Below are 23,638 nucleotides of genomic sequence, written 5' to 3' on the forward strand. Positions count from 1 at the left end.
CCCTGAGCCTAGAAATGAGAAAGCGAAGAAGGTCCAGGGACCTTTTTAGCTTGAGCCTTAAGCTTAGAAAGCGAGGTAACATTATGAAAGCAATCGGTACGCAAATATTACAGACAGAACGTTTGATTTTGAGAAGATTTGTGGAGAGTGATGCGGAAGCCATGTTTCAAAATTGGGCTTCGTCTGCTGAGAATCTAACCTATGTCACCTGGGATCCTCATCCTGATGTTGAGGTGACTCGAAACTCGATTCGAAATTGGGTTGCCTCCTATGCAAATCCCAACTATTACAAATGGGCCATTTGTCTCAAAGAAAACCCGGAGCAAGTGATAGGAGATATCAGCATCATTGAAATGCACGAGGAAGATTTAAGTTGTGAAATTGGGTATGTTTTAGGAAAAAACTTTTGGGGCCGAGGTATGATGACAGAGGCCTTGAAAGCTGTGTTAGATTTTTGTTTTACTCAAGCAAGCTTTCAAAAAGTCAGAGCTCGTTACGCTAGTCTCAATCTAGCTTCAGGCCGTGTTATGGAAAAAGCGGGAATGTCTTATCTAAAAACCATTGCCAATGGTGTGGAGAGAAAAGACTACGTTGCGGACCTTATTTATTACCAGATAAGTAGGGAAGACAGGTGATTCTCTTTTCTGTTTCTACCAAAGTCAGACCTTGTCTGGCTTTTTTTGTGCCAGATTTCTAAATAAACTGATTAAATTCCTATTTTTCCCTATCATTGTCCCTGTTTTTTCTGGAATTTTGGGTCTATAATAGTTCTATCAAATCAAAGAATGGAGGAAGGCAATGGACAATGTAATCTTTTTTATCAGTGTTTTTCTTGCTGGAATTCTTTCCTTCTTTTCTCCTTGTATTTTACCCTTGTTACCGGTCTATGCAGGAGTCTTACTGGATGACAAAGATGGTGCTCAGGCTTCTAGTGGAAAATATTCAATCTCACTTGTTAGTCTATTGCGAACTCTGGCCTTTATAGCAGGGATTTCTTTTATCTTTATCTTACTGGGCTATGGAGCTAGTTTTTTAGGCAATTTGCTGTATGCTTCTTGGTTTCAGTATGTGACGGGTGCGGTTATCATTCTATTGGGCTTGCACCAGATGGAAGTCTTACATTTGCAGGGGCTCTATAAGGAAAGAAGGCTACAATTAAAGAGACAAGGGCAGAAGGGTAACGGCTATAGTCAGGCATTTTTACTGGGGTTGACCTTTAGTTTTGCTTGGACACCGTGTGTAGGGCCGGTTTTGGGCTCTGTTTTAGCCTTGGCGGCTTCAGGTGGTTCAGGTGCTTGGCAGGGAGCTGGTCTCATGTTGGTTTACACGCTGGGATTGGCGCTACCATTTTTAGTTCTAGCTCTTGCCTCCAGTTATGTTTTGAAACATTTCCGAAAACTCCATCCCTACCTCGGGACCTTCAAGAAAGTGGGTGGTTTCCTCATTATCCTGATGGGAATCTTGGTGCTTTTGGGAAATGCTTCCATTTTGACTACATTATTTGAATAGAGAGGAAGAAGAAATGAAAAAATGGCAAACATGTCTCCTTGGAGTAGGCTCAATTTGTTGCTTGGCAGCCTGTTCGGCTAAAAATATGTCAGACGAGTCTACTATGAAGGAGCAAACGAAAACAGAACAAGTTAGTTCGCAAACTGCGACTAAAGGTCAGCAAGTCGCTGATTTTGAACTGACAGGAGTAGATGGCAAGACCTATCGCTTGTCTGATTACAAGGGCAAGAAAGTCTATCTTAAATTCTGGGCTTCTTGGTGTTCTATCTGTCTAGCCAGCCTTCCAGATACGGACGAAATCGCTAAAGATGCTGGAGACGACTATGTGGTCTTGACAGTGGTGTCTCCTGGCCACAAGGGAGAACAATCTGAAGCGGACTTTAAAAACTGGTACAAGGGCTTGGATTATAAAAATTTTCCGGTTTTAATTGATCCATCAGGCAAACTCTTGGAAAGTTATGGTGTTCGTTCTTACCCAACTCAAGCCTTTATAGACAAGGAAGGCAAGCTGGTCAAAACACAACCAGGTTTTATGGATAAGGATATGATTTTAAAAGAATTGAAAGAAATGGGGTAGAGAAAGGCTATGAATGATAAAGTAAAACTTTTTGTCTTGGCAGGGGTCATTCTCCTAGCCATAACCGGTTTCTATTTTCTATTGATGCGAAATGCAGGGCAGACAGATAGCTCGCAAATTGAGAAAGCATCAGTTAGCCAAGGAGGAAAAACAGTGAAAAAAACAGAAGTGAGCAAAGACGCAGACTTGCACGAAATTTATCTAGCTGGAGGTTGTTTCTGGGGAGTGGAGGAATACTTCTCACGCGTTACCGGAGTGACAGATGCCGTTTCAGGCTATGCAAACGGTAGAGGGGAAACAACCAAGTACGAATTGATTAACCAAACAGGACATGCAGAGACTGTCCATGTCACCTATGACGCCAACCAAATTTCCCTCAAAGAAATCCTGCTTCATTACTTCCGCATTATCAATCCAACCAGCAAAAATAAACAAGGAAATGATGTGGGGACTCAGTATCGTACCGGCGTTTATTACACAGATGACAAGGATTTGGAAGTAATCAATCAAGTCTTTGATGAAGTTGCTAAAAAATATGACCAACCTCTGGCAGTTGAAAAGGAACCCTTGAAAAATTTTGTGGTGGCTGAGGACTATCATCAAGACTACCTCAAGAAAAATCCAAATGGCTACTGTCATATCAATGTCAATCAGGCTGCCTATCCTGTCATCGATGCCAGCAAATATCCAAAACCAAGTGATGAGGAATTGAAAAAGACCTTGTCAACTGAGGAGTATGCCGTCACCCAGAAAAATCAAACAGAACGAGCTTTTTCAAACCGCTATTGGGATAAATTTGAATCCGGTATCTATGTGGATGTGGCCACTGGCGAACCTCTCTTTTCATCAAAGGACAAGTTTGAGTCTGGTTGTGGTTGGCCTAGTTTCACCCAACCAATCAGTCCAGATGTTGCTACCTACCAGGAAGATAAGTCCTACAATATGACGCGCATGGAAGTGAGAAGCCGAGTTGGAGATTCTCACCTTGGCCATGTCTTTACAGATGGACCACAGGACAAGGGGGGCTTACGCTACTGTATCAATAGTCTCTCTATCCGCTTTATTCCCAAAGAGCAAATGGCAGAAAAAGGTTATGCGTATTTACTAGATTATGTCGATTAAGAAGTCTTTCCTAAGCAGTTAGAGGAGAATTTTGCTATACTGATACTAGTAAGTGGTAAAGGAGCAGAGCATGACCTACACAATCTTAATCGTAGAAGATGAGTATCTGGTAAGACAAGGCTTGACCAAGCTGGTCAATGTAGCGGCCTACGATATGGAAATCATCGGTCAGGCTGAAAATGGAAGACAGGCTTGGGATTTGATTCAAAAGCAGGTGCCAGATATCATTTTAACTGATATCAATATGCCTCAGCTAAATGGCATCCAGTTGGCCAGTCTGGTACGAGAAACCTATCCTCAGGTGCATCTGGTATTTTTGACGGGTTACGATGATTTTGATTATGCCTTATCTGCTGTCAAACTCGGTGTAGATGACTACTTGCTGAAACCCTTTTCGCGTCAGGATATTGAGGAAATGTTGGGGAAAATCAAGCAAAAACTAGATAAGGAAGAGAAGGAAGAGCAGTTACAAGATTTATTAACCGATAAGTTTGAAGGAAACCTGGCTCAGAAGATCCAGTCTCATTTGGCTGATAGTCAGTTTAGTTTAAAGAGCTTGGCCAGTGACTTAGGTTTTAGTCCGACTTATTTGAGTTCCTTGATTAAGAAAGAGTTGGGCTTGCCTTTTCAGGATTATCTGGTGAGAGAGCGTGTCAAACAGGCCAAGCTCTTGCTTCTGACCACGGATTTAAAGATTTATGAGATAGCCGAAAAGGTTGGTTTTGAAGATATAAACTACTTTACCCAACGTTTTAAACAGATTGCAGGTGTGACACCTCGTCAGTTTAAGAAGGGAGAAGACCGATGAAGCGTTCTTCTCTCCTAGTCAGAATGGTTATTTCCATCTTCCTGGTCTTTCTCATTCTCCTAGCTCTGGTTGGGACTTTCTACTATCAATCTAGTTCATCAGCCATTGAGGCCACTATTGAGGGCAATAGTCAAACGACCATTAGCCAAACTAGCCACTTTATTCAGTCTTATATCAAAAAATTAGAAACCACCTCTACCAGCTTGACCCAGCAGAAGGATGTCTTAGCCTATGCTGAGAATCCTAACCAAGACCAAGTCAAGGGAATCCGAGATCTGTTTTTGACGATCTTAAAGGCAGACCAGGACTTGAAAACGGTGGTACTGGTCACCAAATCCGGTCAGGTTATTTCTACAGATGACAGTGTGCAGATGAAAACTTCCTCAGATATGATGGCTGAGGATTGGTACCAAAAGGCCATTCATCAGGGAGCTAAGCCAGTTTTAACCCCAGCTCGTAAATCGGATAGTCAGTGGGTTATTTCTGTCACTCAAGAACTGGTTGATGCAAAGGGGGCCAATCTTGGTGTGCTTCGTTTGGATATTTCCTACGAAACTCTGGAAGCCTATCTCAACCAACTCCAGTTGGGCCAGCAGGGCTTTGCCTTTATCATCAATGAAAACCATGAATTTGTCTACCATCCGCAACACACAGTTTATAGCTCATCTAGTGAAATGGAGGCTATGAAACCCTACATCGAGACGGGGCAGGGCTATACGCTAGACCATCAATCCTACGTTAGTAAGGAACAGATTGTAGGAACAGATTGGACGGTTATAGGCGTGTCTTCGTTGGAGAAGTTAGACCAGGTTCGGAGTCAACTCATGTGGACCTTGCTTGCTGCTAGTGCCTTATCTCTTCTTGCCTGTCTCTGCTTGGTGTGGTTCAGTCTCAAACGCTGGATTGCTCCTTTGAAGGACCTAAGAGAAACCATGCTGGAAATTGCTTCTGGTACACAAAATCTGCGTGCTAAAGAAGCTGGTGCCTATGAACTGAGAGAAGTGACTCGTCAGTTCAATGCCATGCTGGATCAGATTGATCAGCTGATGGCAGATGTGCGCAGGCAGGAAGAAGCGACCCGGCAGTATGAACTTCAAGCCTTGTCAAGCCAGATTAACCCCCATTTCTTATACAATACTTTGGACACTATCATCTGGATGGCTGAGTTTCAGGATAGTCAGCGAGTGGTTCAGGTGACCAAGTCCTTGGCAACCTATTTCCGCTTGGCGCTCAATCAAGGAAAGGATTTGATTTCTCTTTCTGATGAAATCAATCATGTCCGCCAGTACCTCTTTATCCAGAAGCAACGATATGGTGATAAGCTGGAGTATGAAATTGCTGAAGATCCTGCTTTTGATAACCTAGTCTTACCCAAGTTGGTGTTGCAACCTCTTGTAGAAAATGCTCTTTACCATGGCATCAAGGAGAAGGAAGGTCAGGGCCATATTAAACTTTCTGTTCAGAGACAGGATACAGGGCTTGTCATCCGCATTGAGGATGATGGCGTTGGCTTCCAAGCTGCTGGCGATAGCAGTCAAAGTCAGCTCAAACGTGGGGGAGTTGGTTTGCAAAACGTTGATCAACGCCTCAAACTTCATTTTGGAGACAATTACCAGATGAAGATTGATTCTGCCCCCGAAAAAGGAACGACAGTTGAAATATACCTCAATAAAATCGCAACAAGCTAACTCCCAGTCTATTCTGGGAGTTTTGCTTTTAAAAATCAGAATGATTAGTTGGCCTTGATAAAATCAGTAAAAAAAGATATGATAGATAGTGACAAAAGAGGTATCAAGTATGAAGGAAAAAGACATTCAAAGAGCAACAAGCCAGATTGTAGAAGATGTATTAGAAAAGGCTAATTTGAAGCAAGGAGCTATCTTTGTTTTGGGCCTTTCTTCTAGTGAGGTGATAGGTGGTCAGATTGGCAAGGAATCCAGTCAAGAAATTGGGGAAATCATTGTGAAGACCATTCTAGCTATCCTCAAGAAAAAAGGAATTCATCTAGCCGTTCAAGGTTGTGAACATGTCAATCGAGCCCTCGTTGTTGAACGTCAGGTGGCAGAGCAGTTTGGTCTGGAAATTGTCAGCGTCCTTCCTACACTTCATGCAGGAGGTTCGGGTCAGTTGGCAGCCTTCAAGTTTATGCAGGATCCAGTTGAGGTTGAATTTATCAAGGCCCATGCTGGATTGGATATCGGAGATACTGCGATTGGCATGCATGTTAAGCATGTTCAGGTTCCGATTCGCCCTGTACTGCGTGAAATTGGGCATGCCCATGTAACGGCTCTTGCAAGTCGTCCCAAACTCATTGGAGGTGCGCGTGCGCAGTATCCACAAGATTCTATTAGAAAGTCGTGAGAATGAGAAAAACAAAACAACAACTAGAAAAAATCACCAAATATTCGATTCGTAAGCTAACTGTTGGGGTAGGTCCTGTAGCCATCGGGGCCTTCCTTTTTGGTGCTAGTACCTTTTCAGTAGATAAGGTGCAAGCCAATGAAGTTGGCGGAGCTCATAGCGTTCATTACCGTTATCTGGCGGAGCAGGAATTGACTGAGTCTGAAAAAGCCTTGATTCACCATGAGGTTCCAACAGAATTTCAAGATGATGATATTCTTTATGTAGTTTATCGTAAGAAGGCAACTAACAGTCAACAACTTCCTTACACAGGAAGTAAGGAACTAGCTTTGGCAGGTCTTGGCTTGGCAACTGCTTCTCTAGCAGTCTTTTTGGTGTCCAAAAAAGGTCGTAGAGAAGTTCTAGGTGTTCTCTTGATTGGTTCTTTAGGAGCTAGCACCTTTGTTCCTTATGGGACATTTGCTTTTGAAAATAAGGAATTGCTTTCTTATAACCAAACTATTTCAGCCTCTACACATGAAGGCTTGGCTGAAGGGATTATTCATATTGATGGCTATGAGTACATCGGTTACTTCAAGGAAGCGGAACTCCATCCATCAAGACCAGCTTCAGCTGAAAAGTCTCAGTTGCCAGTAGAAAAGCAAAGTTCAAAAGAAATCGAGAAAACAGAAGTAGCTCAGGAAAGACCTGCTGTTGCTTCGGAAATTGCCGTCGAAAAATCTGTAGTAGAGAATCCAGTTGCTCCTGCGGTTGAAGAAAAACCAGTTTCTGAGAAGCCTCAGGCTAGACAGGAAGAGAGCTTGGTAGAGATTCCTTTTGAAACGGTCACAAGCCCAGATGCTAATCTAGCAGAAGGACAGACTCGTATCGTCACAGCCGGAGTAAATGGTCAGCGTCGTCTTGTAACCAAAGTTTCGATGGTTAACGGTCAAGAAGTTAGAGAAGTCATCGAAGACCAAGTGGTTCAAAAACCTGTGTCGCAAGTCATTGCAGTCGGAACTAAGAAAGAGGTGCAACCTGCTCCAACTCCAGTACCACAAGCTGAACCAACTCACCAAGTAGCTAAAGGTACGCAAGAAGAAGGTAAGATAGGCCAAGCCTTAACGCAACCTGAATTACCAGAAGCTCCAGTAGAAGCGAAAGGAACTCAAGAGGAGGATAAAGCAGGCCAAGCTTTAGTACAGCCAGAACTTCCTGAATATAAAGAACCAGTTTCAACAAAGGGAACTCAAGAACCTGGTCAAGAAGGTCAAGCACCAGTACAAGAAGTAAACCCAGAATATAAAGTAACAACTGGTACAGTTGAGAAGTCTACCGAGAGTGAATTAGCTTTCACAACAGAAGTAGTTCCAGACGATACAAAATATGTGGATGAAGAAGTAGTTGAAACCCCTGGTTCTAAAGGTGTTCAAGTTACGAAAACAACTTACGAAACAGTGGAAGGTGTGGAGACAGATAAAGTCCTTTCTACAACTACAGAAGTGAAAATTCCTGCCGTTTCTAAAGTCGTTAAAAAAGGAACGAAACCACTTGAAGGAACAACAGTTGAAACAAGAGAAGAAGTCATTCCTTTTGCTACAAAAACAGAAGATGATGACACTTTAAAACGTGGAACAACTAAAGTTGCTCAAGAAGGTGTAGACGGTAAGAAACAAATTACTGAAACCTATAAAACGATTCGTGGAGAAAAAACAAACGATGCTCCAACAGTAGTAGAAAAAGTTATCCAAGAACCTCAAGATAAAATTATTAAGAATGGTACAAAAGGTTTAGAAAAACCAACATTACAGTGGGCTAATACTGAAAAAGATGTCTTGAAGAAGAGTGCTACAGCTACTTATACATTAAATAAGCCAGCTGGAGTAGAAATCAAATCGATTAAAGTAGCTCTGAAAGATAAGACTGGACAAGTTGTTAAAGAAGTAACGGTGGCTGAAAATAACTTAAACGCTACTTTAGATAATTTAAAATATTATCAAGGCTATACACTATCCACAACCATGGTCTATGATCGAGGCGAAGGCGAAGAGACTGAAACATTAGAAGATAAAGAAGTTCAGTTAGACCTTAAAAAAGTTGAAATCAAAAACATCAAAGAAACCAGCTTGATGAGTGTGGATGATGCTGGTGTTGAAACAGATAAGAGCTTACTTACTGAAAAACCGACAGACGTTGCTCCACTTTACTTACGAGTGACAACTCATGACAACAAAGTGACAAGACTTGCGGTAAGTTCTGTTGAAGAAGTGGTTGTCGATGGAAAAACATTGTACAAGGTCGTAGCGAAAGCTCCAGACTTAGTTCAACGTAGAGCTGATGATACACTACTAAGCGAAGAATATGTACATTACTTTGAAAAACAATTACCAAAAGTAGATAATGTGTACTACAACTTCAATGAACTTGTAAAAGACATGCAAGCTAATCCAACGGGTGAGTTTAAACTTGGTGCGGATCTTAATGCAGCAAATGTTCCGACTCCGAATAAACAATACGTGACGAACATTTTTAAAGGTAAGTTATATAGTGAAGGTGATAAACGTTATACCATTCACAATCTAGCTAGACCATTGTTCAACCGTGTTGAAAATGCTCATATTCATGACATCAACTTTGGTAATGTGAATATCAATATGCCGTGGGCTGATAAAACAGCTCCACTTGGAGATATGTTTAAGAACTCAACGATTGAGAATATTAAGGTTACGGGTAATGTGGTTGGTAATAACGACGTTACAGGTATGGTCAACAAACTAGATGAATCCAATATGCGTAATGTAGCCTTTATCGGTAAAATCGAAAGCGTGGGTAACAAAGGTTGGTGGTCTGGTGGACTTGTAAGTGAAAGCTGGAGAAGCAATGTAGATAGTTCTTATGTTGAAGCTGACATTAAAGCCAACAATGCTAAATTTGGTGGATTGATTGCCAAAGTCAACCATGGTGGAAATCCAAATGATGTTAAACAAAAAGGTCGTTTAACTAAATCTGTGGTCAAAGGGACATTGACACTCAAAACCAACAATCAAAGCGGTGGTTTAATTCACGAAAACTATGACTGGGGTTGGGTTGAAAATAACGTCAGCATGATGAAAGTGACAAATGGTGAAATGATGTATGGTTCAGGGTCAGTTGACTCAGGTGACTCATACTTCGGATTTGATTACTTCAAGAACAATGTGTATGTGAACGATGTTGCATCAGGTAACGTTTCTTATAACCGTTCAAAACAGATTAAGGGTGTCGACCAAGCAGAAGCGGATAAACGTATTGCTTCGTTCAATATCACAGCCGATAAATATGAAATCACACCATATTTGACTGATAAATTAAATCACGTAGCGTATAAAGAAGACACGTACAAAACTACTCAAGATTATAATGCAGAACGTGAACTTGCTTACCGAAATGTTGAAAAACTTCAACCATTCTACAATAAAGAGTGGATTATCAATCAAGGTAATAAGATTCCTGAAGGATCTAAATTATTAACTACAGAAGTATTATCTGTGACAGGTATGAAAGATGGTCAATTCGTGACAGACTTATCTGATACTAGTCACATTATGATTCACTATGCAGATGGTACTAAGGAAGAAAAAGTTGTCACACGTAAAGCTGATTCTCAAGTCCAACAAGTTCGTGAATATAGTATCGAAGGTCTTGGTGACGTCGTTTATACACCGAATATGGTTGTTAAAGATAGAACACAATTAATCAACGATATTAAAGCAAAATTATCAGGTGTTGAATTGATTTCACCTGAAGTGCGTGCGTTAATGGACAAACGTGGTAAAGCTGAAGAAAATACTGATGGTCGTAAAGATGGTTATATTAAAAATCTATTCCTTGAAGAAAGCTTTGAAGAAACGAAAGCTAATTTGGATAAATTAGTCAAAGCTTTAGTCGAAAACGAAGACCATCAATTGAATAGTGATGAAGCTGCCATGAAAGCTCTTCTTAAAAAAGTAGAAGACAACAAAGCTAAAATTATGATGGCTCTTACTTATTTAAATCGTTATTATGGATTTAAATACAATAATATGAGCATTAAAGACCTTATGATGTTCAAACCTGATTTCTATGGTAAGAATGTTAGTGTTATCGATAGATTGATTCAAATTGGTTCTAGCGAGAAAAACTTAAAAGGTGATAGAACTCAAGATGCTTATCGTGATGTGATTGCGGGAGCAACAGGTAAAGGTAACTTAAATGACTTCTTAACATATAATATGAAGTTATTTACAGAAGATACTGATATGAACGTGTGGTATAAAAAAGCTATTTCTCATACTAACTATGTAGTTGAGAAACAATCATCTAATCCTGATTTTGCTAATAAGAAATATCACTTATATGAAAACTTAAATAACGGCGAGCATGGTCGATACATTTTACCACTTCTGAATACTAAGAAGGCTCACATGTTCTTAATTTCAACGTACAATACGCTAGCGTTTAGTGCATTTGAGAAATATGGTAAGAATACAGAAGCTGAACGTGAAGCGTTTAAGAAAGAAATCGACTTACGTGCTCAAGAGCAAATTAATTACTTAGACTTCTGGTCAAGACTTGCTGCTGATAATGTACGTAATCAGTTGTTGAAATCTGAAAACATGGTTCCATCAGCAATTTGGGATAACCAAGATGTTCCAGGTAATGGATGGGCTGACCGAATGGGTCATAATAAGAATGGTGACTATGCTCCAGTTCGTGAGTTCTATGGACCTACAGGTAAATGGCACGGATATAACGGTATGGGTGCGTACGCTTATATCTTTTCTAACCCACAAAATTCAGAAGCTGTATACTACATCATCTCTAGTATGATTAGTGATTATGGTACATCTGCATTCACTCACGAAACAACTCATATCAATGACCGTATGGCCTACTTAGGAACATGGCGTCACCGTGAAGGGACAGATATTGAATCATTTGCTCAAGGTATGCTACAATCACCATCTCTTACAAACTATAATGGTGAATATGGTTCACTTGGATTAAATATGGCGTACGAACGTAAAAATGATGGTACACAAATTTATAACTATGATCCTAATATGTTAAGTAGTCGTGAGAAGATTGATCACTACATGAAGAACTATAACGAATCAATGATGATGCTTGATTACTTAGAAGCAGAATCTGTCATCAAGAAAAATACTGGAACTAACGATAAGTGGTTCAAGAAAATCGATAAGAAATATCGCGAAAAAGCGAGCTATAATAAGTTAGAAGGTGCACCACATCAATGGGATTTAGTTCGTGATTTAAATGATGATGAGAAGAGTATGAAACTGACAGCTATTGATCAACTTGTAGATAACAACTTCGCTACTAAACACGGGCTACCAGGTAATGGTCATTACCGTACTGAAGGATTCGATTCTGCTTATACTGTTGTGAATATGATGACTGGTATTTACGGTGGTAACACAAGTAAGAGTACGGCTGGCTCAATCTCATTCAAACACAATACATTCCGTATGTGGGGCTACTACGGTTACCTTGATGGATTCTTAGGGTATGCATCTAACAAGTATAAACAAGAATCTAAAGCAGCCGGTAACGTAGGTCTAGGTGATAACTTTATCATCCAAAAAGTTTCTAAAGGTAGATTTAATACATTAGAAGAGTGGAAGAAAGAATGGTACAAAGAAGTCAGAGCTAAAGCTGAGAAAGGTTTTGTAGAAATTGAAATTGATGGTCAAAAGATTTCAACATATGAAAAACTTCAAGAGCTATTCGATGCTGCAGTTGAAAAAGACCTTCAAGGTAATAAATTTGATAATACAGTGAATCTTAAATGGAAAGTTTACAAACAACTCTTGCAGAAATCAGACGGATTTACTGGAGATTTATTCACTAAATAGTAGATAGGACTAGTAAAATGAAAAAAGGTAGATCAGCTTTGTCTGTATCTGCCTTTTTGTGCTATACTTAAGATATGCATAGAAAAACAGTGATTGATTTTAAAGCTTTGGGCGAGAGATACATCTTTACCCAGCCGATCAAAGAGTTAAAAACGAGAGATTTAGCAGAAGTGACGGACCTGCTGGCACAAGTGGAAAGCTACCAAGAGCAAGGCTATTATGTCGTAGGCTATGTCAGCTACGAGGCTGCTCCAGCTTTTGAGGAAAAACTAGCGGTTCACAAGTTTCCTCTACTGGGCGAGTATTTGCTTTACTTTACCGTTCACGATAGGGTGGAAACATCCCCTATTCCTCTGACTTATGAGAAAGTAGATCTGCCTTCAAAGTGGCAGGAAGAAACATCTGCAGAAAATTATGAAAAGGCTATTGCCCAGATTCACCATCATTTGCGTCAAGGGGACACCTACCAGGTCAACTACACCGTCCAACTCAAGCAAGACTTAAACGCCAATCCTTTTGCCATCTACAATCGTATGGTGGTAGAGCAGGAGGCGGGCTACAATGCCTATGTGGAACATGACGAGATGGCAGTGATTTCCATGAGTCCAGAGCTCTTTTTTGAGCAAAATGACCGGGAATTAACGACTCGCCCGATGAAGGGAACAACCCAGCGTGGGGTGACTGACCAAGAAGACCTTGCTCAAGCTAGTTGGCTAGAACAGGATCCTAAAAATCGGTCTGAAAATATGATGATTGTGGACCTCTTGCGCAATGATATGAACCGTATTTCTGAAGTTGGAAGTGAACATGTGGAACGTCTTTGTCAAGTGGAGCAGTATTCGACGGTTTGGCAGATGACTTCGACCATCAAGAGTCAGTTACGAGAGGATGTGGACTTGGTTGCCATTTTTCGCTCTCTCTTTCCTTGCGGTTCCATAACAGGAGCGCCCAAAATTGCGACCATGGAAATCATCAAGAAATTGGAGCCACAACCCAGAGGAGTCTACTGCGGAACGATTGGTCTCTTGCTTCCAAATAGGCGGCGAATTTTTAATGTCGCTATTCGGACGATTCAACTGTATCAAGGGAAAGCCATCTATGGAGTTGGTGGCGGCATTACATGGGATAGCACTTGGCAATCTGAATACCGTGAGGTTCATCAAAAGGCGGCAGTGCTTTATCGTAAACAAGCACGTTTCCAATTGATTACAACTGGGAAAATCAGCCAGAAGAGTTTGCTGTTTGAAGAGCAACATTTGGAAAGACTGACAAAGGCGAGTCGTTATTTTGCCTATCCTTTTAATCCGGAAGACCTGAGACAAAAGATAGAGGAAGAGTGCAAAGTTTGTGATGTTAATCAAGACTATCGTTTGCGAATCAGTCTCAGCAAATCTGGAGAGATAGAACTCAGTCGTCAAGTATTAACACCCCTTAGTCCAAAGTTCTGTCAGGCTAAACTCTGCCTGCAAGAAGCAGATTTGAATCAATCATTTACTTACTTTAAAACAACTCATAGACCACACTTAAGTCTAGGGAAACAGGAAATCATTTACCATAATGCAGCAGGAGAATTGCTTGAAACTTCTATTGGAAATCTGGTTCTGAAAATCGCTGGGAAGCTCTATACACCACCTACCAGTCAAGGGATTTTGCCAGGAATTTACCGCCAGCATTTGCTAGAAACAGGACAGGTAGAGGAAAAAGTCTTGACTTTGGCAGACTTGAACCAAGCAGAAGCTGTCTATGGCTGTAATGCAGTGAGAGGTTTGTATGAGTTGACGCTTGAATCTTAAGTTAGCAAACTTTGGAATAAATAAGATGACAGAATTAAAATAAATTCACGCAAACCTTTGCACAAATCTAACGATTTTGTTATACTATATCTGTAAGCATTTTCAATTAAAAAGGAGAAGACGATGAGTCAAAAGATTATTGGGATTGACCTTGGTGGAACATCTATCAAGTTCGCAATTTTAACTCAAGAGGGAGAAATCCAAGAAAAATGGTCTATCAAGACCAATATTTTGGATGAAGGAAGCCATATTGTAGATGATATGATTGAGTCTATTCAGCATCGTTTGAACTTGCTTGGATTGTCAGCTACAGACTTCCGAGGTATTGGGATGGGATCACCTGGTGTGGTTGACCGTGAAAAAGGGACTGTTATCGGTGCCTACAACCTCAACTGGAAAACCCTTCAACCGATTAAAGAAAAGATTGAAAAAGCCTTGGGTATTCCATTCTTCATTGATAATGATGCCAATGTAGCTGCTCTTGGTGAGCGCTGGATGGGTGCAGGTGACAACCAACCAGACGTTGTCTTTATGACACTTGGTACCGGTGTTGGTGGCGGTATCGTTGCAGAAGGAAAACTGCTTCACGGTGTTGCTGGTGCTGCTGGTGAGCTTGGTCACATCACTGTTGACTTTGACCAACCAATCGCATGTACCTGTGGTAAAAAAGGCTGTCTTGAGACAGTTGCTTCAGCAACAGGGATTGTCAACTTGACTCGTCGTTATGCAGATGAATACGAAGGCGATGCAGCCTTGAAACGCTTGATTGATGATGGAGAAGAAGTAACTGCTAAAACTGTCTTTGACCTTGCAAAAGAAGGAGACGACCTTGCCTTGATCGTTTACCGTAACTTCTCACGTTACTTGGGAATCGCTTGTGCCAACATCGGTTCAATCCTCAACCCTTCAACGATTGTTATCGGTGGTGGAGTTTCAGCTGCAGGAGAATTCCTTCTCCAAGGTGTTCAAAAAGTCTACGACGAAAATACTTTCCCACAAGTACGTACCTCTACAAAATTAGCTCTTGCAACTCTGGGAAATGACGCTGGAGTTATCGGAGCAGCATCACTTGTATTGCAATAAAATAAAATGATTATAGAGCTTGGTGTTTATCAAGCTCTTTTTTAAAAATAGAATAAAACGAAATAGGTTTAAATTTTGGGAAGGAGCCGCTAGATGAATACATCAAAACAACCCATGTTTGAACTAGCATTGTCTATCGCTACGGAAGCTCATAGGGGGCAATTTGATAAGGCAGGGATAGATTATATAGAACATCCAATTTTTGTTGCGAGCCAAGTTGATTCTGAAGAAGAGAAAGCAGTGGCTCTGCTACATGATGTTATTGAGGACAGTCCTTTTACAGCTGAAGAACTATTACTAGCTGGTTTACCAGAAACAGTAGTTGCTGCCGTTCAGATTTTGTCAAAGAAAAAGGGGCAAGACTATCAAACATATCTAGAAAATGTGAAATCTAATCCTCTTGCGAGAGCTGTAAAATTAGCTGACCTAAAACATAATTCAGATTTATCGAGACTTGAGACTATTACTGACAAGGATTTGGAACGATTAGAAAAATATAAAAGGGCCATTGATTATCTGAGTATGTAGAAAAGATTTTTTATGCTATACTAGTTAATAATAAAAGTTGAGGTGAGAGTAAATGACAAAAGCTGATACGATTTTTAAAGAAAATATTGAACGAATCCTCAAAGACGGTGTCTTTTCTGAGCAAGCTCGTCCCAAGTACAAGGACGGGACTGTTGCCAATTCCAAGTACGTAACAGGTGCCTTTGCCGAGTATGATTTGTCTAAGGGGGAATTTCCCATCACAACCTTGCGTCCCATTGCAATCAAATCCGCTATCAAGGAAGTACTTTGGATCTACCAGGATCAGTCGAATAGCCTAGAAGTGCTGAATAACAAGTACAATGTTCACTACTGGAATGACTGGGAAGTGGGAGATACGGGAACCATCGGTGAGCGCTACGGTGCGGTCGTTAAGAAGCACGATATCATCAACAAGATACTCAAGCAGTTAGAAGCCAACCCTTGGAACCGTCGCAATATCATCTCTCTCTGGGATTATCAAGCATTTGAGGAGACAGACGGCCTCCTTCCATGCGCCTTTCAGACCATATTTGATGTCCGTCGCGTTGATGGGGAAATCTATCTGGATGCGACCTTGACTCAGCGTTCTAACGACATGCTGGTGGCCCACCACATTAACGCTATGCAGTACGTGGCCTTGCAGATGATGATTGCTAAGCATTTCGGCTGGAAGGTTGGGAAGTTTTTCTATTTTATCAACAACCTTCATATCTATGATAATCAATTTGAACAAGCAGAGGAATTGCTCCGTCGTGAGCCGTCAAACTGCCAACCTCGTTTGGTCTTGAATGTGCCTGATGGGACCAATTTCTTTGATATCAAAGCGGAAGACTTTGAGTTGGTTGACTATGATCCAGTCAAGCCACAACTGAAGTTTGATTTGGCTATTTAAGAAAATAAAAAGAAGTTGAGATTTCTCAACTTCTTTTGTTGCTTAATGTGATACGCGGCGGCGAGCTGCTTTTTTGCGGTTTTCTTCGATGAAAGCTGCTTTTTGATCTTCTGGCTCAATCACTTTCTTTTTAATTGCGTATACTGCACCTGCAACGGCAGCGACAGTGCCTGCGACACCTGTTACAAGACCTTTAGCGAATCCTTTAGCCATGAGTCTTCCTCCTTTATCTTCCCGAACAGTCAGGCTCCTCAAGAGGTAGCATTTTTCTGACTGACCTTTTTGTGATATAATAATAGTAACGAAAAAATGGGAATTTTTCAAGGAAAAAAGATGAAAACAAAAATAATTGTGATTGTTGGACCGACTGCTGTTGGGAAGACAGCCCTTGCTATTGAAGTAGCCAAGCGCTTTGGTGGAGAGGTGGTCAGCGGTGACAGTCAGCAAGTATACAGAGGGTTGGATATTGGGACGGCCAAGGCTAGCCCAGAGGAGCAAGCAGCTGTTCCTCATCATTTGATTGATGTCAGAGAGGTGACCGAGTCTTACTCGGCTTTTGATTTTGTTTCGGAAGCTAAGACAGCTATCAAGGACATCCAAAGTCGTGGCAAGCTTGCTATTATTGCTGGTGGCACAGGGCTTTATATCCAGAGCTTGCTTGAAGGCTATCATCTAGGTGGGGAGACTCCCCATGAGGAGATTTTGGCTTATCGAGCTAGTTTGGAGCCTTATTCAGATAAGGAATTAGCTCATATGGTGGAGCAAGCAGGACTTGAAATTCCCCAGTTTAACCGTCGTCGTGCCATGCGTGCCTTAGAAATCGCCCATTTTAATCAGGATTTGGAAAATCAGGAAAGTCCTTATGAACCATTGATTATCTGCTTGGATGATGAACGCAGTCAGCTTTATGAGCGTATCAACCACCGAGTGGATCTGATGTTTGAGGTTGGTCTTTTGGATGAGGCCAAGTGGCTCTTTGATCATTACCCGGATGTGCATGCTGCTAAAGGCATTGGCTACAAGGAACTCTTTCCTTATTTCCGTGGGGAGCAGACTTTAGAGGAAGCTAGTGAGAGTCTCAAACAGGCTACCCGTCGTTTTGCCAAGCGTCAGTTGACCTGGTTCCGTAATCGCATGCAGGTGACCTTTTATCAGATAGGAGAGCCTGGCGTGAAGGAGCGTATTCTAAGCCAGATTGAGGAGTTTTTAAATGATTGAAACGGAGAAAAAAGAAGAACGGGTCCTGCTAATTGGTGTTGAACTGCAGGGCATGGATAATTTTGACCTGTCCATGGAAGAGTTGGCCAGTCTGGCTAAGACAGCTGGGGCAGTCATAGTCGATAGCTACAGACAAAAACGTGAAAAATATGATTCCAAGACCTTTGTTGGCTCTGGTAAGTTGGAAGAGATTGCACTGATGGTAGATGCGGAAAAAATTAGCACTGTCATCGTCAATAATCGCTTGACTCCACGGCAAAATGTCAATCTAGAAGAAGTTTTGGGTGTCAAGGTGATTGATCGTATGCAGTTGATTCTGGATATCTTTGCTATGCGAGCTCGAAGCCATGAAGGGAAACTCCAAGTCCACCTGGCCCAGCTCAAATATCTCTTGCCTCGCTTGGTTGGTCAAGGAATCATGCTCAGTCGTCAGGCTGGGGGAATTGGTTCCCGTGGACCTGGTGAAAGCCAGCTGGAACTGAATCGTCGTAGTGTTCGAAACCAAATTACGGATATCGAGAGACAGCTTAAGGTGGTTGAGAAGAATCGAGCAACAGTCAGAGAAAAGCGTCTGGAATCAAGCACCTTTAAGATTGGTTTGATTGGTTACACTAATGCTGGGAAATCAACCATCATGAACACCTTGACCAGCAAGACTCAGTATGAAGCGGACGAGCTATTTGCGACCCTGGATGCGACGACGAAGAGCATCCATCTTGGGGGCAATCTACAGGTTACCTTGACTGATACTGTTGGGTTTATCCAAGATTTGCCGACAGAGTTGGTGTCCAGTTTCAAATCAACCTTGGAAGAAAGCAAGCATGTGGATCTTCTAGTTCATGTCATCGATGCCAGCAATCCTTATCACGAGGAGCATGAAAAAACGGTTCTGTCTATCATGAAAGACTTGGATATGGAGGATATTCCTCGTCTGATCCTTTATAATAAAGCGGATTTGGTGGAGGATTTCACGCCTACTCAAACGCCGTATACCCTCATTTCTGCCAAGTCTGAGGATAGTCGTGAGCAGTTGCAAGCATTGTTTTTGGAGAAGATCAAGGAAATTTTTGAAGCATTTACCCTGCGAGTACCTTTTTCGAAGTCCTACAAGATTCATGATTTGGAAAGTGTAGCGATTCTTGAAGATCGTGACTACCAAGAAGATGGAGAAGTGATTACAGGCTACATTTCCGAGAAAAATAAATGGAGGTTAGAGGAATTTTATGACTGATATTAAAACCTTGGCTCTAAAATATGGGGGCTATACAAGTCTGGATAAGGTCTATCTGGATCAACTTCTAGATGGCAAAACAGAACAAGAGCAGTTGGCTCTCATCACCCCTCCGCCCAGTGTAGTGAATGCTTACTTTGCAGAACTCTACCAGAAAAAGAGTCCTCAAGCTGCGACGGATTATTTTGCAGAACTAAGCCAGGAATTGAACCTCTACAATGCTGAGCCAAGTTTCACCTTTGAAAATAAGCCTTTCATTCGTCTTAATTTATCTGGCAAATCTTTTGGATTTTGCTACGAGAGTGAAGGACTGGGAAGGATTTTCTCTGAAAATGAAGAGAAAATCTCGAATGACTTGCTTTTTGAGATTGCGCAAATTTTCCCCCATCAACTCGTCTTTGAAGAGTCTGGAAAGATTTACATGAAGGATGCCGGAGACGAAGAAGTTGTTAGTGTGGAGAGTCTCACAGCTTTGACTGATTTGGAAAGCTTGGCTGATGGTCGCAAACGTCTCAAAGGTTATAGCCAAGAGGATTTATTACAAGAAGCTGTTGCTTTTTCTGGCAAGCGTTATTTCCGATCGGAAAACCGCACAGCCATGTTATATATTGATTAATTAGAAAGTATCAAATGGATATTCAATTTTTAGGAACGGGGGCTGGTCAGCCCTCTAAAGCCCGCAACGTCTCAAGTCTCGCCCTGAAACTCTTGGATGAGATTAACGAAGTTTGGCTCTTTGACTGTGGAGAAGGAACGCAAAATCGCATTCTGGAAACCACGATTCGACCACGTAAGGTCAGCAAAATCTTTATCACTCACCTGCATGGAGACCATATCTTTGGCTTGCCAGGCTTCCTTTCTAGTCGTGCCTTTCAGGCCAATGAAGAGCAGACAGATTTGGACATCTATGGACCTCAAGGAATCAAGTCCTTTGTCTTAACCAGTCTTCGTGTGTCAGGTTCTCGTCTGCCTTACCGCATTTATTTTCATGAGTTTGACCAAGATTCTCTAGGGAAAATCCTTGAGACCGATAAATTCACTGTGTATGCAGAGGAGCTAGACCACACTATTTTCTGTGTTGGCTATCGTGTCATGCAAAAGGACTTGGAAGGAACCTTGGATGCTGAGAAGCTCAAGGCTGCTGGTGTCCCATTTGGTCCGCTTTTTGGAAAAATCAAAAACGGCCAGGATGTTGTTTTGGATGATGGGACTGAAATCAAGGCAGCTGACTATATCTCAGCTCCCCGTCCTGGTAAGATTATCACTATTCTAGGAGACACCCGAAAAACCAATGCTAGTGTACGTTTAGCTGTCAATGCCGATGTCCTTGTCCATGAGTCGACTTATGGCAAGGGAGATGAAAAAATTGCTCGCAATCACGGTCACTCAACCAATATGCAGGCAGCACAGGTAGCAGCAGAAGCCAGTGCTAAGCGCCTCTTGCTCAATCATATCAGTGCTCGCTTCCTCTCAAAAGATATCAGCCAGCTTAAGAAAGATGCAGCTAGTATTTTTGAGAATGTCCATGTGGTTAAAGACTTGGAAGAAGTGGAAATCTAGAAGATTGAGAAAGGATAAGTATGCGTACTATTCTCATTACCGGAGCTAGCGGTGGATTAGCCCAAGAAATGGTCAAACTCTTGCCAAATGACCAACTGATCTTGCTAGGTAGAAACAAGGAAAAACTGGCACAACTCTACGGGAATCATCCTAATGTGGAATGGATTGAAATCGACATTACTGATGACTCAGCCCTAGAAGCTCTGGTCGCTGACCTCTATCTCCGTTATGGCAAGATTGATGTCTTGATTAACAATGCTGGTTATGGTATTTTTGAAGGGTTTGACAAGATCTCTGATCAAGACATTCACCAGATGTTTGAGGTTAATACCTTTGCCCTGATGAACCTTTCTCGTAGCATTGGGTGTCGAATGAAGGAAAGTCGAAAAGGCCATATCATCAATATCGTTAGTATGGCAGGGTTGATAGCGACTAGCAAGTCCAGTCTCTACTCAGCGACCAAGTTTGCGGCTATTGGTTTTTCAAATGCTCTTCGCCTTGAACTTATGCCCTATAGAGTCTATGTGACAACGGTCAATCCAGGACCGATTCGTACTGCCTTTTTTGACCAGGCAGACCCAGATGGGACCTACCTCAAGTCGGTTGACCGTTTCCTGCTGGAGCCAGATACGGTTGCGAAAAAAATCGTTAAGACCATAGGAAGAAATAAACGAGAGCTTAATCTCCCAGTTTTGTTGAATCTAGCCCATAAGTTTTATACCCTCTTTCCCAAGCTAGCTGATAAGTTGGCAGGAGGAATCTTTAATTATAAGTGAGAAAGCTGTTCCCTTGAGGAAGGGCTTTTTGTTTTAATTAGGAGAAGTTGTTCATCAAAAATAATCCCTGAAAATACTGGTAGTTTATCCCTATTAGATAGCTTTGCGGTATAATAGAGATAAGAATATTCATCAGAAAAAAGAAGACCTAAACTAGCTAGTTTGCTCTAGAAAATGGACTATTTATAGTCGGAGGTTGACAATGGAATTATTGACAATCGACCAAATCATTTCCATTATAGAAGAAGAAACCCTAGGGATTGACCCTGAGATAAGAGAAGGAATTGTCCTGAACCAAACAGAACTGCCTGTGTCTGAACTGGATCGTTTGAAAAAACAACTGCAAATACAAGATTTGGATCCGATTTTTAGGAAGTATATTCTGGCCTATAACTGGGGGCAGGTCGGTTTTTTAAGTTACCAGTTTGGATATGGGGACGACACTAGTCTTACTTGGCTGATCAATCGCAATTTGGAATACCACGATTACTCGACTCTACAAGAAAGAGGCTTGATCATCATTGCAAATGGAGATCCCTACACTATTTTGCTGGATTGTCAATCTGGGGCAGTCTATGCTCTTGATGCAGAGATGAACTATGATGAAAAAATATGGCTGACACCAGATTTTCTAGCATTTGTTAGAGCCATGGGAACGGCCCAATCTGCAGTTTGGAAGGGTTGTGAAAGTGACTTCATCCGCTTGATGACTAGAATAGGTCATGCGTCCAGTTTGATATTTTGGCAGAGTCTGGTCGGGTTTTATGATTGAAAATAGAAGGAGCAGGTCATGGAATTTATTGTAGCTGAGGAAGGGATTCCTCAAAATATCGGATGTCAGGGAGCCCTGATTGCCTATTATGGCAGTGAGATAGAATTTCATTATGAAACCGTTCCACCACACGGTGATGAGATTTTTTCTGCCAAGTTGCCTTTGTTGGGGCTTGATCTGCCCTTTTGGATCTATGGGAGAAATCTCATATTTTTAGATGCTTACTACCTCTTAGCAGAAACAGTTAAGAAAGGGACTTGGAATCCCATAACGAGCATGCTCATCAACATTCATACGGGGGAATACGCCAGCCTAGACCACTGGTACAATCATATATCTATTGAGCAAAACGGTCTTGAGTTGAAAAATGATTATGATGGACAAGTCCTGACTTTGAAAACGGTTGACAAACTTCATTGGCTTGCCCTAGATGCTGAATCAGAAGAAAGAAACTAAAAATGGCAAAGAAAAGAGTTACATTACCAAAAGAGTTTAAGGATTTAATGGATGAAGGAAATATTGAAGCCCTTAAAGCAGTCTATGATCGTTGTGAATTAACCGCTCATGATGGAAGATTTAGCTTATGTACACCTCTGCATATGGGAGGAGTCCCAGATGAATTGGTTATCTGGCTTGTCGAACAGGGCTTGCATATCAATATCCCTGATTATTATGGAGCGACTCCTTTGTACCGTCAGGCAACCATGGGAAGAGAGACTGTAAAACTCTTGCTCGAATTGGGGGCAGATATTGGAAAACCTAATACCTATGGTGAGACACCCCTACATGTAGCAGCTGAGTTTTTCCATCCTAAGACTGTCAAACTTCTGATTGACAAAGGAGCAGATGTTAATGCCAAAAATGATATGGGTAGAACTCCTCTAGCTTCAGTCTTGATGGTTTGTCGGGGGATTTATATTGCCCAAACTGCTGAAATTGCCTCTATGTTACTAGAGGCTGGTGCTAAGAAAACGTCTCAAATGAAGGAAAAAGTTGAACAAATCGGCAAGGATTTTGAATTTCATCGAGAAAGTATCCATCCTGACTACATCGAGGGAGCAGATCAGGGTCTAGAAAAACTTTATGCTTTGTTTGATGTCAAGCCGGTAGCCAAACGAATAACCCACGATGGAGTTTCTCTGATTCTCGTAAAAGAAGGTAGCTGGGAGGAGCAATATGAGGAACTATGGTCTTTCTTGATTCCTTCAAGTGGAGCAGCCAAAACTGTTCAGGGAGAAGTTATTCGTATACCAGGTCGAGTTCGAGATGAACTTGATCGCAATGGTGGGGTCAACTGGGACAGGGACTATAGAAAAATGCTTCAAGCTCTCCCTCAATACTTGTCTCTAGGAATCCCCCTTTCAGATCAAGAATTAGAAGAAATCAAGCAAGTCATTGCGCAAATCCACAGCAAAGAGAATGATGATGAAGCAAGTCTGGACCGTCTCTGCCAATTTGCTCTTGCTTGGATTAAGCAAAATCCTAACCCCATTCATCTAGAAGAACCAAGTTATAATCGTTGAAAGAAATTTTAA

Annotated in this window: 21 protein-coding genes; 20 read left to right on the forward strand and 1 reads right to left on the reverse strand. The window is 41.5% G+C overall.

Going from position 1 to position 23,638, the window contains the following annotated elements; translation table 11 throughout:
* The first annotated feature begins 83 nt into the window (after nt 1-83).
* From ACVX3R_RS03140 to ACVX3R_RS03195, 12 genes are all read left to right on the forward strand, one after another.
* The gene (locus ACVX3R_RS03140) at nt 84-635 is read left to right on the forward strand and encodes a GNAT family N-acetyltransferase (RefSeq protein ID WP_458795425.1); all 552 of its coding nucleotides are present in this window, start codon (nt 84-86) and stop codon (nt 633-635) included.
* Between the two features lie 163 nt (nt 636-798).
* Nucleotides 799-1,509 (forward strand): thiol-disulfide oxidoreductase-associated membrane protein CcdA2, encoded by a 711-nt coding sequence (ccdA2, locus tag ACVX3R_RS03145; protein WP_458795426.1) that lies wholly within the window; start codon nt 799-801, stop codon nt 1,507-1,509.
* 13 nt (nt 1,510-1,522) lie between these two features.
* Nucleotides 1,523-2,086 carry a redoxin family protein gene (locus tag ACVX3R_RS03150; protein ID WP_458795427.1) on the forward strand — a complete coding sequence of 188 codons (564 nt, stop codon included), beginning with the start codon at nt 1,523-1,525 and terminating at the stop codon, nt 2,084-2,086.
* Between the two features lie 9 nt (nt 2,087-2,095).
* On the forward strand, nt 2,096-3,208 hold the full coding sequence (gene msrB / locus ACVX3R_RS03155) for a peptide-methionine (R)-S-oxide reductase MsrB (RefSeq protein WP_458795428.1): 1,113 nt from the start codon (nt 2,096-2,098) through the stop codon (nt 3,206-3,208).
* A 70-nt stretch (nt 3,209-3,278) separates the two neighbouring features.
* Nucleotides 3,279-4,016, forward strand: coding sequence for a response regulator transcription factor (locus ACVX3R_RS03160; RefSeq protein WP_458795429.1), 738 nt, complete (start codon nt 3,279-3,281; stop codon nt 4,014-4,016).
* A complete protein-coding gene (locus ACVX3R_RS03165) occupies nt 4,013-5,704 on the forward strand; it encodes a cache domain-containing sensor histidine kinase (RefSeq protein ID WP_458795430.1) in 1,692 nt (563 codons plus the stop codon). The genes ACVX3R_RS03160 and ACVX3R_RS03165 overlap by 4 nt, the downstream gene beginning before the upstream one ends.
* 109 nt (nt 5,705-5,813) lie before the next feature.
* A complete protein-coding gene (locus ACVX3R_RS03170) occupies nt 5,814-6,377 on the forward strand; it encodes a TIGR01440 family protein (RefSeq protein ID WP_458795431.1) in 564 nt (187 codons plus the stop codon).
* A gap of 2 nt (nt 6,378-6,379) precedes the next feature.
* Nucleotides 6,380-12,250 carry a ZmpA/ZmpB/ZmpC family metallo-endopeptidase gene (locus tag ACVX3R_RS03175; protein WP_458795432.1) on the forward strand — a complete coding sequence of 1,957 codons (5,871 nt, stop codon included), beginning with the start codon at nt 6,380-6,382 and terminating at the stop codon, nt 12,248-12,250.
* Nucleotides 12,251-12,324: 74 nt separating this feature from the next.
* Nucleotides 12,325-14,043 (forward strand): aminodeoxychorismate synthase component I, encoded by a 1,719-nt coding sequence (pabB, locus tag ACVX3R_RS03180; RefSeq protein ID WP_458795433.1) that lies wholly within the window; start codon nt 12,325-12,327, stop codon nt 14,041-14,043.
* A 123-nt stretch (nt 14,044-14,166) separates the two neighbouring features.
* On the forward strand, nt 14,167-15,126 hold the full coding sequence (locus tag ACVX3R_RS03185) for an ROK family glucokinase (protein ID WP_458795434.1): 960 nt from the start codon (nt 14,167-14,169) through the stop codon (nt 15,124-15,126).
* A gap of 93 nt (nt 15,127-15,219) precedes the next feature.
* Nucleotides 15,220-15,654, forward strand: coding sequence for a GTP pyrophosphokinase (locus ACVX3R_RS03190; RefSeq protein ID WP_458795435.1), 435 nt, complete (start codon nt 15,220-15,222; stop codon nt 15,652-15,654).
* A 52-nt stretch (nt 15,655-15,706) separates the two neighbouring features.
* Nucleotides 15,707-16,546 carry a thymidylate synthase gene (locus tag ACVX3R_RS03195; RefSeq protein WP_458795436.1) on the forward strand — a complete coding sequence of 280 codons (840 nt, stop codon included), beginning with the start codon at nt 15,707-15,709 and terminating at the stop codon, nt 16,544-16,546.
* Between the two features lie 42 nt (nt 16,547-16,588).
* Here the strand turns inward: ACVX3R_RS03195 and ACVX3R_RS03200 are convergent, their stop codons facing one another.
* Nucleotides 16,589-16,759, reverse strand: coding sequence for a DUF3042 family protein (locus ACVX3R_RS03200; RefSeq protein ID WP_458795437.1), 171 nt, complete (start codon nt 16,757-16,759; stop codon nt 16,589-16,591).
* A gap of 120 nt (nt 16,760-16,879) precedes the next feature.
* On the opposite strand from ACVX3R_RS03200, the gene miaA reads away from it, so the two are divergent.
* From miaA to ACVX3R_RS03240, 8 genes are all read left to right on the forward strand, one after another.
* Nucleotides 16,880-17,764 carry a tRNA (adenosine(37)-N6)-dimethylallyltransferase MiaA gene (gene miaA, locus ACVX3R_RS03205; RefSeq protein WP_458795438.1) on the forward strand — a complete coding sequence of 295 codons (885 nt, stop codon included), beginning with the start codon at nt 16,880-16,882 and terminating at the stop codon, nt 17,762-17,764.
* Entirely contained in the window at nt 17,757-18,995 is a 1,239-nt protein-coding gene (gene hflX, locus ACVX3R_RS03210) for a GTPase HflX (protein WP_458795439.1), read from the forward strand. The genes miaA and hflX overlap by 8 nt, the downstream gene beginning before the upstream one ends.
* Nucleotides 18,988-19,611: a cystathionine beta-lyase gene (locus ACVX3R_RS03215; protein ID WP_458795440.1), complete on the forward strand. Its 624-nt coding sequence runs from the start codon at nt 18,988-18,990 to the stop codon at nt 19,609-19,611. The genes hflX and ACVX3R_RS03215 overlap by 8 nt, the downstream gene beginning before the upstream one ends.
* Nucleotides 19,612-19,625: 14 nt before the next feature.
* Nucleotides 19,626-20,555: a ribonuclease Z gene (gene rnz / locus ACVX3R_RS03220; protein WP_458795441.1), complete on the forward strand. Its 930-nt coding sequence runs from the start codon at nt 19,626-19,628 to the stop codon at nt 20,553-20,555.
* A gap of 20 nt (nt 20,556-20,575) precedes the next feature.
* A complete protein-coding gene (locus tag ACVX3R_RS03225; protein WP_458795442.1) occupies nt 20,576-21,331 on the forward strand; it encodes an SDR family NAD(P)-dependent oxidoreductase in 756 nt (251 codons plus the stop codon).
* Between the two features lie 202 nt (nt 21,332-21,533).
* Nucleotides 21,534-22,103, forward strand: coding sequence for an SMI1/KNR4 family protein (locus ACVX3R_RS03230; RefSeq protein ID WP_458795443.1), 570 nt, complete (start codon nt 21,534-21,536; stop codon nt 22,101-22,103).
* A gap of 18 nt (nt 22,104-22,121) precedes the next feature.
* Nucleotides 22,122-22,559: a hypothetical protein gene (locus tag ACVX3R_RS03235; RefSeq protein ID WP_000394429.1), complete on the forward strand. Its 438-nt coding sequence runs from the start codon at nt 22,122-22,124 to the stop codon at nt 22,557-22,559.
* A gap of 2 nt (nt 22,560-22,561) precedes the next feature.
* Nucleotides 22,562-23,626 carry an ankyrin repeat domain-containing protein gene (locus tag ACVX3R_RS03240; protein WP_458795444.1) on the forward strand — a complete coding sequence of 355 codons (1,065 nt, stop codon included), beginning with the start codon at nt 22,562-22,564 and terminating at the stop codon, nt 23,624-23,626.
* Nucleotides 23,627-23,638 lie beyond the last annotated feature (12 nt).

The sequence above is a fragment of the Streptococcus sp. 517s genome, from assembly GCF_054445985.1.

Coding starts and splice junctions, on each gene's coding strand:
- ACVX3R_RS03190 (WP_458795435.1), top strand. CDS start 15,220: ATGAATACATCAAAACAACCCATGTTTGAACTAGCATTGTCTATCGCT.
- ACVX3R_RS03240 (WP_458795444.1), top strand. CDS start 22,562: ATGGCAAAGAAAAGAGTTACATTACCAAAAGAGTTTAAGGATTTAATG.
- miaA (WP_458795438.1), top strand. CDS start 16,880: ATGAAAACAAAAATAATTGTGATTGTTGGACCGACTGCTGTTGGGAAG.
- ACVX3R_RS03165 (WP_458795430.1), top strand. CDS start 4,013: ATGAAGCGTTCTTCTCTCCTAGTCAGAATGGTTATTTCCATCTTCCTG.
- ACVX3R_RS03200 (WP_458795437.1), bottom strand. CDS start 16,759: ATGGCTAAAGGATTCGCTAAAGGTCTTGTAACAGGTGTCGCAGGCACT.
- ACVX3R_RS03230 (WP_458795443.1), top strand. CDS start 21,534: ATGGAATTATTGACAATCGACCAAATCATTTCCATTATAGAAGAAGAA.
- rnz (WP_458795441.1), top strand. CDS start 19,626: ATGGATATTCAATTTTTAGGAACGGGGGCTGGTCAGCCCTCTAAAGCC.
- msrB (WP_458795428.1), top strand. CDS start 2,096: ATGAATGATAAAGTAAAACTTTTTGTCTTGGCAGGGGTCATTCTCCTA.
- ccdA2 (WP_458795426.1), top strand. CDS start 799: ATGGACAATGTAATCTTTTTTATCAGTGTTTTTCTTGCTGGAATTCTT.
- ACVX3R_RS03225 (WP_458795442.1), top strand. CDS start 20,576: ATGCGTACTATTCTCATTACCGGAGCTAGCGGTGGATTAGCCCAAGAA.
- ACVX3R_RS03150 (WP_458795427.1), top strand. CDS start 1,523: ATGAAAAAATGGCAAACATGTCTCCTTGGAGTAGGCTCAATTTGTTGC.
- ACVX3R_RS03195 (WP_458795436.1), top strand. CDS start 15,707: ATGACAAAAGCTGATACGATTTTTAAAGAAAATATTGAACGAATCCTC.
- ACVX3R_RS03185 (WP_458795434.1), top strand. CDS start 14,167: ATGAGTCAAAAGATTATTGGGATTGACCTTGGTGGAACATCTATCAAG.
- ACVX3R_RS03235 (WP_000394429.1), top strand. CDS start 22,122: ATGGAATTTATTGTAGCTGAGGAAGGGATTCCTCAAAATATCGGATGT.
- hflX (WP_458795439.1), top strand. CDS start 17,757: ATGATTGAAACGGAGAAAAAAGAAGAACGGGTCCTGCTAATTGGTGTT.
- ACVX3R_RS03170 (WP_458795431.1), top strand. CDS start 5,814: ATGAAGGAAAAAGACATTCAAAGAGCAACAAGCCAGATTGTAGAAGAT.
- ACVX3R_RS03160 (WP_458795429.1), top strand. CDS start 3,279: ATGACCTACACAATCTTAATCGTAGAAGATGAGTATCTGGTAAGACAA.
- ACVX3R_RS03175 (WP_458795432.1), top strand. CDS start 6,380: ATGAGAAAAACAAAACAACAACTAGAAAAAATCACCAAATATTCGATT.
- ACVX3R_RS03140 (WP_458795425.1), top strand. CDS start 84: ATGAAAGCAATCGGTACGCAAATATTACAGACAGAACGTTTGATTTTG.
- pabB (WP_458795433.1), top strand. CDS start 12,325: ATGCATAGAAAAACAGTGATTGATTTTAAAGCTTTGGGCGAGAGATAC.
- ACVX3R_RS03215 (WP_458795440.1), top strand. CDS start 18,988: ATGACTGATATTAAAACCTTGGCTCTAAAATATGGGGGCTATACAAGT.